Source organism: Janthinobacterium sp. PSPC1-1 (assembly GCF_049897625.1).
Taxonomy (GTDB): domain Bacteria; phylum Pseudomonadota; class Gammaproteobacteria; order Burkholderiales; family Burkholderiaceae_D; genus Janthinobacterium; species Janthinobacterium tructae.
Window position 1 is genome coordinate 1554687 of sequence record NZ_JAFCWP010000001.1, and the last position, 13318, is coordinate 1568004.

Sequence of the window (13318 nt, forward strand, 5' to 3'; positions counted from 1 at the left end):
GAAGCCGGATTGAGAGTCAAAACACGCTTATTGTACGAAGTTTTCGGCTCCCGCGTCAGCGGCCCCCGCCTGAATCAGGCTCAGCTTCAGGCAAACAGGCTGGCGACCACGTGGTTGATGGCGGCGCCACCGGCGATCAGCCAGCAGAACAGCAGTCCGGCCAGCAGCAGGGGCTTGATGCCGGCGCGGCGGATGGCCGACATATGCGTCGTCAAGCCCAGGGCCGCCATGGCCATGGCCAGCAAGACTGTGTCGAGCTCGGTAATGGTGGCGACGGTGCCCGCTGGCAGCAAGCCCAGCGAATTGAAGGCCACCACGCCGATAAAAATGAAGGCGAACCAGGGAATGGCCAGTTTGGTGGCCTTGTCGTGGCTGCCACCTTTGGCCTTGCCGCACGCAAGCACCGCCGAGAGGATGACAAGGAAGGGGGCCAGCATCATCACGCGCACCATCTTGGCGATCACGGCCGCGTTCGCCGCTTCCTGCCCGATCGACTTGCCGGCCGCCACCACTTGCGCCACTTCATGCACGGTCGAACCGATGTACACGCCGAACGCCGTGGGCGTGGCGCCCAGCACCTGCCAGCTCAGGTTCAGCTGGTACAGCAAGGGATACAAAAAGATGGCGATGGTGCCGAACACGACGACGGTGGAGACGGCCACGGTAACGTCTTCGCTGCGCCCCTTGACGACGGGTTCCGTCGCCATCACGGCCGCGGCGCCACAGATCGAGCTGCCCGCGCCGATCAGAATGGCGCTGTTGCGTTCCAGTTTGAACACCTTGGTGCCGAGGAACATCGCCAGGCCAAACGTGGACGTCAGCACCAGCGCGTCGATGGCGATGCCGGCCAGGCCCACTTGGCCGATATCCTGGAATGTCAAACGAAAGCCGTAGAGGATGATGCCAAGACGCAATAAGGTCTGCTTGGAAAAGGTCACGCCTGCGCCGCAGGTGGGCGCCAGGCGGCCATACACGCTGTTGCCCAGCACAATGCCCAGCATGATGGCCAGGGTCAGGGCGCTCATGCCGTGGCTTTGCATCCATTCCAGCTTGCCCAGTTGAATGGCGCCCCAGGCGATCATGCCGCTTAGCAGCAGGCCAGGCAGAAGGCGGCCATAGCGGTCGCTGAAACTTGTTGTGTTGCTTGTTGTGAGAGAAGACATGCCGTACTCCATGGTTACTGGTTCGTATGGCATGACTGTACAGTTCGTCGATTAAATGGTAAAACGGATTGTTTTTGTATGTTTAACCAATTAAATAGGTAGATTCGATGGCCTTAACCTTGCGGCAACTGCAGATTTTCCTCGCCGTGGCGGACACGGGCAGCACCAGCGCGGCGGCCGAACACATTGCGCTGTCGCAATCGGCCACCAGCGCTGCGCTGAATGAACTGGAAACCTTGCTGGGCGCGCAGCTGTTCGACCGGGTGGGCAAGCGATTGCTGCTCAATGACAATGGCCGCCTGCTGTTGCCGCAGGCGCGGCAGATGCGCGACGGGGCCGCCAGCATCGAGCGCCAGTTCGCGGGCGCCGACCCGTCCGTGCCCGTCAGCCTGCAAATCGGCGCCAGTACGACGATAGGCATCTATCTGCTGCCGCAGATCCTGGCCCAGGCGGCGCAGCAGTACGGGCGCAGCATCCCGCAAGTGACGATTGCCAACACGGCCGACATCGCCGCCGCCGTGGCGGAGTTCCGTGTCGATATCGGCCTGATCGAAGGGCCGTGCCACGAAGCGGGCTTGCTGGTGGAACCGTGGCTGACGGACCAGATGCTGATCGTGGCCGCGCCCACGCATCCGCTAGCGCAGCTGCATCATTTGCTCAGCTTTGCAGAGCTGAACCAGGCGGGCTGGCTGTTGCGCGAAGCGGGCTCGGGCACGCGCGAAGCCGTGGAGCAGGCGCTGGTGCCGTATCTGCACTATCTGCGCGCCGCGGGCGAATTCAGCAATTCGGAGGCGATCAAATATGGCGCCGCGGCGGGGCTCGGCATCGCCTGCCTGTCGCGCGTGGTGGTGGCCGACCTGCTGGCCAGCGGGCAACTGGTGGAATTGGACACCATGCTGCCGCCCCTGGAGCGCAACTTTTATCTGATCCGCCAGTCCAAGAAGATCCTGTCGCCCCGCTTGACGGGTTTCCTGGAACTGTGCCGCCACGCCTCGCGCATGGCAGGGTAGCTAGGCGCGGCGTCATTTTGGCCGCGGAGCTTGTAGTGCCGCATCGGGCGGCGCCAGCGTGCCTGCGCGCAGCCGCTTGACGGCTTCGGCCACGGCACGCGCCACGTTGCGCACTTCTTCCTGCATCTCGGTATCGCGGTCCAGGGTCTCATGGCTTTGCGCATAGCTGTCGTAATAGCCGATGTAGCGGTCCAGCCGCGACTTCGCGCCCGCATCGACCAGGCCCATCCAGTCGAGCCAATCCGACAGGCCCCGCCGTACGCCTTCGATGCCGGCCACGTCGCCATGCACGACGAGGCCATACGCGCGCCCGGCCAGGTGTTTCGGGTAATTCCAGCCTTGCAACTCCAGGGCCTTCGCTTCCACGGCTTTCTTGCCGTGCGTGGACGTGGGGTCGGGGTTGCCGCCGTCGGCGCAGACGAGCCGGTCTATCATCAGTTTCAGCACGCCGGGCGTCTGATACCAGTACACGGGCGTGAGGATGATGACGGCGTGCGCGGCCGTCCAGCGTTCGTAAATGTCCGCCATCCAGTCATTCGTTTGCCGTTCGCCATGGTTCGGGTAGCAGCTGCAGGGCCAGTGGCACAGGGGCATGGCCGTCGAGACGCAGCCCTTGCATGGGTGAATGTGCAAGTCATACGAGGACGTCAGCAAGCTCAGGTCCAGCACGTCCGCTTCGATGTGCTCGGCCTGCAGCACTTCTTTGGCCCATTGCGTCATGCGCCAGGTCTTTGATATTTCACCAGGGCAAGAACCGTCGTTGCGCGCCGCGCCGCAGATCAGCTGCACGCGCGACGGCGTGGCGGGATCTTTCTGGCGCGCCTCGGCGGCCAGCAGTCGGTCGCGCGTGGCGAGCCATTCCACCGATAGCTCGTAGTCGGGGTCGGCAAAACCAGGCCCCGCCTTCTGCGTGACGGGCGCCTTGCGGCCATCCTGGTAATTCTTCCACGCCACTTCTTCCACCTGCACCAGGGCGCCGCGCACGGCGTCGAACGTGGGGTCGGCAAACGAGCGGATGAATTGCAAATGAAATTCGACCCTGGCCAGCGGCGCGGGCGCCTGGCCTTGGCGCGGCTGGGGAGTGGGGGGAGTGGCGGACATGGCTTCTCCTTGAGGTGATGCACCATCTTGCTTGAGCAGCGGCCGCTGGTCTGTGCGTTGAGCAACTCTGCGACGACTGCTTGCCAAATTCCCGTTTACGGGATAAATTCCCACATATGGAAAATACAGAATTGACTGATCACGATACCGAACAGCGGCTGGCGGCGCGCCTGAAACAGTTGCGCGTGGAGCGGGGCTGGTCGCTGGACCAGTTGGCGAACGCGAGCCAGGTCAGCCGCGCGACATTATCTCGCCTGGAAAATGGCGAAGTCAGCCCGACGACGGTCGTGCTGGGCAAGCTGTGCGCCGCGTATGGCCTGGCTATGTCGCGCCTGCTGCGCATGGTGGAAGACGATTTTCCGCCCCTGCTGCGGCGGGCTCAGCAGGGCGTGTGGACGGACCCGGAGACCGGTTTTATCCGCCGTTCCGTCTCGCCCCCGTCACGCGCCCTGGCCGGCGAAGCGCTCGAATGCGAACTGGGCGCGGGCGTGACGATCACCTACGCGGCCTCGCCCCGGCCCGGCATGGAACACCATCTGTTGTTGCAGGAAGGCCAGCTGAACGTGATGGTCGACGGCCGCTCGCACGATTTAATGCCTGGCGATTGCCTGCGCTACCAGTTGCAGGGCACCAGCGCGTTTATCACGCCGCCGGATAGCGGCGCCCGCTATTTTCTCTTTCTTGTCTGAGGTCAGCATGCCCGCTTCGCTGCGCAGTTTTACACCCGCCGATATTCTTGCCCGCCTGCCGGAACTGGGCGCACTGCTGCAAGACTGCGTGCACGACGGCGCCAGCATCGGTTTTATCTTGCCGTTTGACGTGGCGGCCAGCCAGGCGTTCTGGACGGACAATGTGCTGCCCGCCGTGACGCGCGGCGCGCGCCTGCTGCTGGTGGCCGAAGTCGATGGTCGGGTGGCCGGCGCCGTGCAGCTGGACTGGGATACCAATCCCAATCAGGGGCACCGGGCCGAAGTACGCAAGTTGCTGGTCGCGCCTGCTTACCGCCGCCTCGGCCTCGCGCGCCAGCTGATGCAGGCGCTGGAAGAGCAGGCGCGCCTCTTGCCGCGCAGCCTGCTGACCCTGGACACGCGCAGCGGCGACCATGCCGAACCGCTGTATTTGTCGCTCGGTTACGTGGTGGCCGGCAGCATCCCCGCCTATGCGCTGGCGCCGGCCGGCGACCGGCTGGACGCCACCACCATCATGTACAAGCAGCTATAGCGGGGAACTCAGGCGGGGAACTCAGGCTTTCAGGCGCGCTCTAACGGCAGGGGCGCGTGAGCGTGCCAGGGCGGGGGCCGCCTTGCCATGCGTTGCGTATTGCGCTGCGACAAGGCTGATGGCCGGTGCCGCGTGCAGGGGCGCCACCTCATTGCCCAAGGTGAAGATGCCCACCGTGCCCGATAGCTGCTGGGCGCGCTGCTGCATGCTCGCCGCCGCCGTTGACGCTTGTTCCACCAGCGCGGCGTTTTGTTGCGTCACATGCTCCATCTGCACGATGGCGGCATTGACTTGCTCGATGCCGGACAATTGTTCGCCGCTGGCCATGCTGATCTCGCCCATGATGTCCGTCACCCGGTGAACGCTGGCAACGATTTCGCGCATGGTGGCGCCCGCCGTATCGACCAGGCGCGCGCCCGCGTCGACCCGCTCGACGGAGTCGCCGATCAGCTGCTTGATTTCCCGCGCCGCGCCGGCCGAACGCTGGGCCAGGGTGCGCACTTCGGCGGCCACGACGGCAAAGCCGCGTCCCTGTTCGCCTGCGCGCGCCGCTTCCACGGCTGCATTCAGGGCCAGGATATTCGTCTGGAAGGCGATGGCGTCAATGACACCGATGATATCGACGATCTTTTTCGACGAAGCATTGATCGAGCTCATGGTATCGACTACTTGTGCCACCACCTTGCCCCCTTTGCCGGCCACGTCAGCGGCCGATTGCGCCAGTTGGTTGGCTTGCCGCGCATTGTCCGCATTTTGCTTGACGGTGCCAGTCAGCTCTTCCATCGAGGCGGCCGTCTGCTCCAGCGAACTGGCTTGCGCTTGCGTGCGCTGCGACAAGTCCAGGTTGCCAGCGGCGATCTCTCCCGAGGCGCCCGCGATGTCCAGCGTGCCGCCGCGCACGTCGCCTACGATAGTGATCAAGCTGGCATTCATGTCTTTCAGCGCCTGCAGCAACTGGCCCACCTCATCGCCGGATTCGACGCGGATATTGCCGCTCAGGTCGCCGCCAGCCACCTTGCGCGCCACCTTGACGGCGTGCCGCAGGGGCCGCACGATGCCGCTGCTGATGAACCAGGCCGTGACCAGGCTCAGCACGCCGCCGATCAGGCCCAGCGCGATGATCAGCACGCTGGTATCGTGCGCACGGGCCATGGCCGTCTCGGCCGCCGCGCGCATCTGCGCCGATTGCGTGGCGATCTGCTGGTCGATGTCGCGCAGGGCGGGCTGTTCCTGCGTGCGGTTGCGCGTGGCCTGCAATTGCTCGATGCGCGCATAGCGCTGGTTCACGCTGCTGTCGATTTCCCCGCTCACCGTGGCCAGCTGCCACGTGCTGATGCCGACGACCACGGCCAGCAACAGCGATGCCAGTAAGAAACCTGTTGTCAGGCGTACACCGATGCGTATGTTTGAAATATTCATGTCCCCTCAGCTGTTGTCCCATGGTGGCCGCTCCCCATGCGGGCGGTACGGCGTGGCGCTTGTCCCCCTGAAGTTGCCGGGGTGAAATGAGTGTAGCAGCGCAATACTAAGTAATCTATAAATATTTCTATATTGGAATTAGTCACTGCTTGTTTGGCAACAGCGGCATGGCTTCTTGCCAGATAAAATCACCCGCCGTATTCCAGACTCGTCCTACCTCGATCCCCGGCATCGTCCGACTGGCGCATGCCGCTGCCGCGCCTACACTGTTCCTTGCACGGACCCGGCGGCGGGTCTTCTTCTTATACACAGGAGGCTGAGATGGCGAATATCCAGGCAGGATCGGACGGTGCGGCAAACGAGGAAATGACGGCAAAGCGCTTGAACGTGGTCGACTGGATCTCCATGATCCTGCTGATCGTGGGCGGCTTGAACTGGGCGCTGGTGGGCTTGTTCGACATCGACATCGTGGCCCGCATCCTCGGCGCCATGACGACGGCTTCGCGCGGCGTGTATGTGCTGGTGGGGCTGGCGGCGGTGTATTCCATTTACCTGTGCGTGCGCAAGCTGCCAGCCAAGTCCTAGGGGACGCCCCTGGCGCGTCAGCGCCAGACTTGCCCATCGCTGGCAGTTGTCAGGGTTTTGATGGGGTGGTGCCTGCTTGTATGTACGTGCAGGTGGGGGCGGGCGGGCCTGTGCGTGGTCGCCTTGCCGGACGGTGCAAGCATCGGTGCATGCGTCGGTAGCGCATGCTTTGCTGCCTGTGCTAATTGCAGGTGCTTACTGCGTGCGCAGGTAGGCCAGCAAATCGGCCACTTGCTGGGGGTTGCCGATGCCCCAGAAGCGCATGTTATTGCCAGGAATGAAATCGCTGGGTGACTTGAGGAAGCCGGCCAGGTTTTGCTCGGTCCAGACGATGTTTGCGTTTTTCATGGCCGCTGAATACTTGTAATCGGTGGTGGCACCGGCTTTGCGGCCAATCACGCCCGTCAGCTTGGGGCCGAAGCCGCCGCGCGCCGATGGCCCCACCTGGTGGCAGGAGGCACACTTGCGAAACGCCGTCTTGCCCGCTTCGGCGTTGCCCGTGAGGGCGGCGGGAGCGGCTGCCTGTGCGGCGGCGACTGGCGCCAGCAGCAAGGCTGCAGCGACGAGATGGGAGGAGCAGCGAAAAAGAAATGGGTATGTCATCGGTGAGGCGGAAAGGCATGATATGGCAAGCAATGACGCATTTTACAGGCGGGCATCCAAACCTGCCCGTCTGTTGCGCAGCCATGCCAAGAAATCGTGCCGGATGACTGACACCGCTAGCGCTTGCCGCCCTGAGCGCCCAACGCCGCCATGGCCGACGCGCACACGATGCAGGCGATGGCCAGCCACTGGGTCAGGCTCAGCAACTCTCCCAGCACGGCCATGGCGGCCAGCGCGCTGACGGCCGGTGCCGCGCTGCTGAACATGCCGAACACGCCTTGCGGCAAACGCCGCAAGGCAAAGATTTCCAGCGAATACGGCAGGGCGCTGGACAGCATGGCGATTGCCAGGCCCATCAGCGCAATCGATGGCGCCAGCAGAGCCGTGCCCGAGTACGCGACGCCGATGGGCACCGTCACCATGGCCGCCACCGTCATGCCCCAGGCCACGGCTTGCCCGCCCTGCAAGGTCGAGGCGCGCTTGCCGAAGATGATGTACAGCGCCCAGCACAGCGCCGCTCCCAGCGCATATGCCACACCGATCGGGTCCAGGCTGCCCGGGCTGCCTTGCAGCGGCAGCAATAAATACAGGCCGAACACGGCGCACGCCACGGCCAGCAAATCGCGCGGCCGGCGCGACGACAGCATGGCCACCGCCAGCGGCCCCGTGACCTCGATGGCGACGGCGATACCGATCGGTATCAGCGCAAACGCCCGGTAAATCAGCAAGTTCATCAGCCCCAGCACGGAACCGTAGACCAGCAAGTTCAGCACATCCTTGCGCGTCAGGCGGAAACGCCACGGCCGGAAGATGGCCAGCAGGATCAGCGCTGAAAAACCCACCCGGTACGCCGTAATCCCCTCGACGCCGATGACAGGAAACAGATTCTTCGCAATCGCCGCCCCCAGATTGACGGAAATCTGCCCTCCCAATACTGCCAGGGAAGGGAGCAAAATGCTGTCGGGGAGAGGGGAGGTCGAGGCGGGGGAGGTCATGGGGCGGTATTTTAATATGCCTTAGGCTGGCAGTCGCTGGCAGATTGGTAAGCGGGGGAGATTTAACTGGGCAGTTGCTGGCATGACTGGTGCATCGCGGCTACTTTTCTGGATACCATGTTGTAAAATACGTTACAGTTGTAGCATTGTTTACTCATGGCCGGAAGTAGCCGTTGCTAATCGAACAGCCTTTACCATTTTGATTCTTAACACTAGTAAACAATTATCGCCTGCGGCCCAGCCACATGTTGGCGGCAATCGATATCGGCGCCATGCAGAACAGGTTGAACAACGGTGCCATTAGCAGACCCAATGCAGCAGTGGAGCTTTGCGGGGCCACAAACACAGACCAGTAGGTGTGCGCGTCCAGCAGCAGCATCAGCAAGGCGCCGGCTAACAGACCGCCGCAATTCTTGCTGCGTTGTAGCGCAATTGCCAGTAATAGGTAGGGCGCCAGCGACCAGGCGCACAGCGCCGTCCGAAAGACGATGCCGCCACCGTTGGCCAGAAATAGCGCGGTGATCAGGTGCAGGCAAGTGCCGACCGTCAGCAGTAGGCGGCTTGCCTGTCGTGGCGATTTAAGCGGCGATATTCCGGTTTTCATCGATCTGCGGTACGGTTGATTCCAGTAGATCGTATATGTCTTTTGAACCCAGCGCCAGATGCGATGCGATCGTCCCCTCGGCGGACACCAGTACAGCGCTCGGAGTCACCAGCGCGTCGTAGCGCTCGGATACCTTTCGGTCCTCTTGCAGCAGCGTGGTGCAGGAGCCGGCGGTATGTGGACGGTGCAGCTGGCCGGCATCGACGCGCAGGATGACGGCGATGCTGATCAAGCCCTGGTATTGCCGATGCCAACTCTCAATGCGCGGCGCCAGTTCGGCACAAGGGCCGCAGGCGATGTCGGAGAATACCAGCAGCACCGGCAGGCCGACAGACCTGAGCTGCGCCAGCGTCTTCGCTTCGCCAGTGCCCATTCCCGGCAGCGCGAAGTCCGGCGCCATGCTGCCGACTGCCAGTCCGCGCGGCCGCATGTCGACAGCATGCAGTGGCTCAATGTTGGCGGCGTCGAGTCGAAGCTCCAGCGTATCCATGCGCAAGATCAGGCGCCCGTTTTGGCGCAGCGTATGCAGTAGCAGCCACCATTGCACCGCCATCACGGCGATGCATATCGACAGTGTCGGGGCTGTGACCAATATCTCGGCTAGATGCGGCCATACAGGAGCATGCGCGTATGCCGGCCCAGCGTAAATCAGTGCGCCCGCCATCGACAGCAGTACCCCGTTTCTGAGCAGCGTAGTGGGGCCGATCGGCGTGGCGTCCTGCTGACCGAAGCAGTTGCAACTGGGCCGCTGGCCTTGCAGCAGCTTGTACGCCAGCACGGCGTTGTAGAGCGTCAGCAGTGCGGCGCAGGCGATGGCGCTCCACCACGTGGACATCGCCAGCGTCAGCATGAAGGCGATCGCCAGTTCGCACGTCGGCATCAGCCACGCCAGTTGCGGCTGCATTGCAGTGGGAATACCGAATTCCGCCAGCGTTTGAGCGTACGCCTGCCGGTGCAGTAGCTTGCCGGCAGCGGCCATCAGCAAGACGCCGCCCAACAGCAGGCGCAAGACGGTGAATGGCACTATAAACGCGTCCATTATCTCTTTCCTCCCAAGGTAGGTCCGTCGTAACGTTGAGCGCCACCAAACGGCGAGATGATCGATGCGTTCGTCAGGTCGGAGCACAGTGGCCCGCACAATGCGGTGCCGCCGCAACAATTTGAGCCGGCGCAACCGTATCCCGGTGGGCAATCGTCGTTGGAGCTGCAGGTAGGCAAACCGGCACAAGGAGTATTGCCGTGCACGCAGACGCCCGAGCCATTCGGCGTCGTAAAGCACACGCAGTCGCCGCCGCCGACGCATGCCGGGAAGGCGCCGCAACTGCCGCCGGCGCAGGTCTGGCAAGCCGTAGGCGGGCAGCAGTCGCACGAGAGCTTCTGGGCGTCGTCATACGCGTTTTGGCCATAGGCGGACACCGCGTTGTGATAGGCCTGCGCCTGGGACAGACAACCGCCGCGCTTGATGTTCTGTATGCTGCCCGTACCGGGGAAGGCTGCGGTGCAAATAGCGTTAAGCTCACTAAGGAAGTTGGTATCGCACGCTGCCTTGTTCTGCTTGCACTTGTCGTAGCAACAATCGTGAGTATTACAAGCGGGAACGAAGCTGACGCCGAAGTAACTTTGCGGCGGCGGCACCCACGATCCGACCGCGCCGCAACCATTGGCGGTGCAGGTATGCGCCAGGTTGGCGGTGCGGGAAGGGCAGTCCGCCAGATTGGCAATGGGGTGCTTTTGCACCACGCCGTTGGGCGTGCAGCAGGCAAGGGCAGAGTCGTACACGCGGTTATTGCACAGGCAATTGCGCGCCGCCCAGGCGTTGTCGATGCCGAACCGGGCCAGGGTCATGCCGCCCAGGCCGAGCACGACCATTTTCAGTGCGGCGCGGCGCGAGGTGACGCCAGCCAGCGTGCGTGCGATGTCGTCGAGTACGGTATGGTCTGAGGTTTTCATATCGTTCACCTATCGTGCTCTGGATGGCGACAGTACCGAGTCCAGCCCCACCGGTCCGGCATTGTTGGCCGCATGGTCCCAGGAGGTCAGGCTGTAGGAGGTGGACTCGGAGCGCCCGGTTGGACTTTGGATCTCGAAACCGCCAAGCGCTTGCTGGGGCGCGATATGGGCATCACCAGAAATCCAGCCCACATAGGTCATCAGGTCGGACTCGGACTGCCAGCCGTGTGGCGTGCCGGTGACGGTGGTGGGTGCCACGATGTCGAGGTGGAAGGCGGCGATATACAAGGAGCTGCCCAGCGGCTCGTCGTTGAAGATGGTGTAGGTCCACGTGGCGTTATTCAGCAGCACGTTCACATGCGAGCGCAGACGTGGCGTGGCATACGGCGCCGGCTGCGGAATCATCACGTAGCGATTGACGACGAAGCCCAGCGTGCCGCCGGCCTCGTAGGTGCCGCGCAGGGTCAGCAGGTATTGCTGGCCGGGCGTTAGCCCGGTGTGGCTGAATCTGGCGCCTATGCTGCCGCTGCCTTCGTTCGTCAGGTTACCGATGTACACCGGAAAATTCTGCGGGCTGATTCGCCGTGCCGCACCCAGTGTGGCGCCGGTCAGGAACACCTTGCTGGCGGTCTCGCTACCGATGTTGGTCACAGTGATCGAGACGATGACTTCTTCGCCGGTGTTGATGACCGTGGCGTTGCCCGTGCCGATCTGTGGCTTGCTAGCCATGATTGCCTCCATGGTTGGAGACAGTACGGCAAAGCATCATGCCGGTCATGCCAGCCAGGCCGGCCAGCATGATGGCCAGCGTGGGCGGCTCCGATACGGCCACCACTTGGTCGACCAGGAAGCTGAAGCTGATGACGTCGGAGAAGTTGCCGCTAAGGTCCTGCAGCATCACATCGAGCGTATGCGCGCCGGGCAGCGCGTTGGTCGCCACGTCGATAGTGAACAGGGCAACATTGTCCCTGAACGAAAAACTGGGAATGCTGAACAGGACCAGTCCCAACGTTTGCTGTGGCGTCAACGCAGCTGGATCGAAATTGCCGAAATTTAGGAACAGGTCGGTCGCGTCCAGCGCCGTGTTAGTCCGGTTGATGATGCTGCCGGTGATTTGGACGCTGCCACCGGCCGAGGCAGGCATGGTGGTCTGTGTTGAGGTGAGCGTGAGTAGCGGCAGCGCGTGCGCGCTGTGTGCCAGCGCGAGCAGTATGAGTGCGGCCAGCGCGCGACAGAACGATTTGTGTAGAGTATAGAGCATGGAAATCCCCTGGTTGGCATCATGGGATTAGCTATGCATTAACTATGCCAGTCCGTGGCAGCTCTGTTAAATTAATGCTTGCTCAGGATTGCCCGTGGCAGTCGCGGGGAAGTGTAAAGATGACCGACAAGCTGTCGATGTTAATCATTGCCATCAGAATCATCCAGGCACCTAAGGTCCAATGGATTTGAGATCGTTTTCACAGCAATCTCTTCTCTGTCACGATAGATCCAGGTTACAGTGTTGCGACCACCGATTGAATCCCCACTTGCCGCCTGTCGCGCCGCATAGTTACCTGTAACCCGGAGTAGTATTGAATGACTGTTTTTAGTATCGGCGACACCAATTTTGACGTGGATATCGCGAAATCAAGCATCAGCCTGGAAGAAGATGGCACTGGCATGGTGGAACTGAACATCGATATCCATGGGGACGACGATGTGTTTATGCGCTTGACCGAGCCCGATGACGCGGAATGGTCGTGGGCGCTGTATCCGCCTGCGTTTTTCCTGCACGGCTTGCGCATACCGGGAGGGCAGGGAGGAGCGTTTGCGATCGGGATGCTCGATACGCATCCCGAGGCGGAGGAGTCGGGCATGTATATGATGGAGTACGGTGACGTATCGGCTGTCAACATCATTGAGTTGTCGGCACGACGCCTGCTTGTGTCGGGCATGGTGGACTTATGCGGTAAGCGGCTGCCATTTCATATCGATATGCCGCGCGCATAGTGCCGGGGCCGCTCTCGAAGGACCGGCCGTTGCTAATTTAATCCAGCTTCAACGCCTTCGCCACATCCCCCCCCACGCCACATATTTGAAATTTTGCGGTCCATCGGGCGGGTGCTTGCGCGGCATGGCGTCAGTGCCAACAAACGGACACGGACTGAGCAGTTCCGTATTGCAAAGTGATCCGCAAGGAGGGGCCATTCCAATTGGCCTGGATAGCGCGTTGAACAGATTTAACGGGAAGTAAGGCATGAAATTGAAAATATCACTTAAAAAAACCGTGTTGTGGCTGCTATTCCTCAGTCCCGTCTGGTACGTCACGGCATGTCATGTGATCTCCCACACTAGGGAAAAAGGCTATGCCATGATCCAGCCGGGCGCTGCGCGGGAAGCCGTGATCGCTGAACTGGGTGCACCATCGCATGTGGAGCTTCAGGGCAAGCTGTTCGAGCGCTATGCCTCGACGCCATGCCAGGAACCCTGCGTGGTACGCTTGTGGTACGAAAATCGCCTGACGCTCGGGATGGAAGCGTGGTCCATGACGCTGGACAAGCATGACCGCGTGCTGGAAAAGTACCATTGGATATCGCCATAGGCAAACACCCGGGCACGTGAGCGCAGCAGGACATCCATGCATGGCATGGATGTCCTGCACTGCTTTTACTTATACACTCTGGC

16 protein-coding genes are annotated in these 13318 nt (G+C 62.1%); 6 read left to right on the forward strand and 10 right to left on the reverse strand.

Translation table 11 applies throughout. The features are described from left to right. Positions 1 to 86: 86 nt before the first annotated feature. On the reverse strand, positions 87 to 1163 hold the full coding sequence (locus ACP7EG_RS06900; RefSeq protein ID WP_426087014.1) for a YeiH family protein: 1077 nt from the start codon (positions 1161 to 1163) through the stop codon (positions 87 to 89). Between the two features lie 107 nt (positions 1164 to 1270). Between ACP7EG_RS06900 and ACP7EG_RS06905 the strand changes: the two genes are divergently transcribed. Then, entirely contained in the window at positions 1271 to 2173 is a 903-nt protein-coding gene (locus tag ACP7EG_RS06905) for a LysR family transcriptional regulator (RefSeq protein WP_426087015.1), read from the forward strand. Positions 2174 to 2185: 12 nt separating this feature from the next. Here ACP7EG_RS06905 and ACP7EG_RS06910 read toward each other — a convergent pair whose 3' ends face one another. Continuing rightward, positions 2186 to 3274: a flavodoxin family protein gene (locus ACP7EG_RS06910; protein ID WP_426087016.1), complete on the reverse strand. Its 1089-nt coding sequence runs from the start codon at positions 3272 to 3274 to the stop codon at positions 2186 to 2188. Between the two features lie 116 nt (positions 3275 to 3390). Here ACP7EG_RS06910 and ACP7EG_RS06915 point away from each other — a divergent pair, with 116 nt between their 5' ends. Next, positions 3391 to 3963 carry a helix-turn-helix domain-containing protein gene (locus tag ACP7EG_RS06915; RefSeq protein ID WP_426087017.1) on the forward strand — a complete coding sequence of 191 codons (573 nt, stop codon included), beginning with the start codon at positions 3391 to 3393 and terminating at the stop codon, positions 3961 to 3963. A 7-nt stretch (positions 3964 to 3970) separates the two neighbouring features. Further along, on the forward strand, positions 3971 to 4495 hold the full coding sequence (locus tag ACP7EG_RS06920; RefSeq protein ID WP_426087018.1) for a GNAT family N-acetyltransferase: 525 nt from the start codon (positions 3971 to 3973) through the stop codon (positions 4493 to 4495). A gap of 21 nt (positions 4496 to 4516) precedes the next feature. Here the strand turns inward: ACP7EG_RS06920 and ACP7EG_RS06925 are convergent, their stop codons facing one another. Next, entirely contained in the window at positions 4517 to 5914 is a 1398-nt protein-coding gene (locus ACP7EG_RS06925) for a methyl-accepting chemotaxis protein (protein ID WP_426087019.1), read from the reverse strand. Positions 5915 to 6235: 321 nt separating this feature from the next. Here ACP7EG_RS06925 and ACP7EG_RS06930 point away from each other — a divergent pair, with 321 nt between their 5' ends. Then, positions 6236 to 6499, forward strand: coding sequence for a DUF378 domain-containing protein (locus ACP7EG_RS06930; RefSeq protein ID WP_197678713.1), 264 nt, complete (start codon positions 6236 to 6238; stop codon positions 6497 to 6499). 195 nt (positions 6500 to 6694) lie between these two features. Here ACP7EG_RS06930 and ACP7EG_RS06935 read toward each other — a convergent pair whose 3' ends face one another. The 7 genes from ACP7EG_RS06935 to ACP7EG_RS06965 all read right to left on the reverse strand — a co-directional run bounded on the left by ACP7EG_RS06935 (position 6695) and on the right by ACP7EG_RS06965 (position 11912). Then, positions 6695 to 7102, reverse strand: coding sequence for a c-type cytochrome (locus ACP7EG_RS06935; protein ID WP_426087020.1), 408 nt, complete (start codon positions 7100 to 7102; stop codon positions 6695 to 6697). Between the two features lie 116 nt (positions 7103 to 7218). Then, positions 7219 to 8097, reverse strand: a complete 879-nt coding sequence (locus ACP7EG_RS06940) for an EamA family transporter (RefSeq protein ID WP_426087021.1) — start codon at positions 8095 to 8097, stop codon at positions 7219 to 7221. Between the two features lie 223 nt (positions 8098 to 8320). Next, positions 8321 to 8701 carry a hypothetical protein gene (locus tag ACP7EG_RS06945; protein ID WP_426087022.1) on the reverse strand — a complete coding sequence of 127 codons (381 nt, stop codon included), beginning with the start codon at positions 8699 to 8701 and terminating at the stop codon, positions 8321 to 8323. Then, complete coding sequence (locus ACP7EG_RS06950) at positions 8676 to 9740, reverse strand: peroxiredoxin family protein (RefSeq protein ID WP_426087023.1); 1065 nt, start codon at positions 9738 to 9740, stop codon at positions 8676 to 8678. Before ACP7EG_RS06950 ends, ACP7EG_RS06945 begins: the two co-directional genes overlap by 26 nt. Next, positions 9740 to 10651: a hypothetical protein gene (locus ACP7EG_RS06955; RefSeq protein WP_426087024.1), complete on the reverse strand. Its 912-nt coding sequence runs from the start codon at positions 10649 to 10651 to the stop codon at positions 9740 to 9742. The genes ACP7EG_RS06950 and ACP7EG_RS06955 overlap by 1 nt, the downstream gene beginning before the upstream one ends. Before the next feature lie 9 nt (positions 10652 to 10660). Then, on the reverse strand, positions 10661 to 11380 hold the full coding sequence (locus ACP7EG_RS06960; protein ID WP_426087025.1) for a hypothetical protein: 720 nt from the start codon (positions 11378 to 11380) through the stop codon (positions 10661 to 10663). Further along, a complete protein-coding gene (locus tag ACP7EG_RS06965) occupies positions 11373 to 11912 on the reverse strand; it encodes a hypothetical protein (RefSeq protein ID WP_426087026.1) in 540 nt (179 codons plus the stop codon). Before ACP7EG_RS06965 ends, ACP7EG_RS06960 begins: the two co-directional genes overlap by 8 nt. Before the next feature lie 317 nt (positions 11913 to 12229). On the opposite strand from ACP7EG_RS06965, the gene ACP7EG_RS06970 reads away from it, so the two are divergent. Together ACP7EG_RS06970 and ACP7EG_RS06975 are read left to right on the forward strand one after the other, a co-directional pair. Next, positions 12230 to 12643 carry a hypothetical protein gene (locus tag ACP7EG_RS06970; RefSeq protein ID WP_426087027.1) on the forward strand — a complete coding sequence of 138 codons (414 nt, stop codon included), beginning with the start codon at positions 12230 to 12232 and terminating at the stop codon, positions 12641 to 12643. A gap of 247 nt (positions 12644 to 12890) precedes the next feature. Next, positions 12891 to 13235, forward strand: a complete 345-nt coding sequence (locus ACP7EG_RS06975; RefSeq protein ID WP_426087028.1) for a hypothetical protein — start codon at positions 12891 to 12893, stop codon at positions 13233 to 13235. The last annotated feature ends 83 nt before the right edge of the window (positions 13236 to 13318 follow it).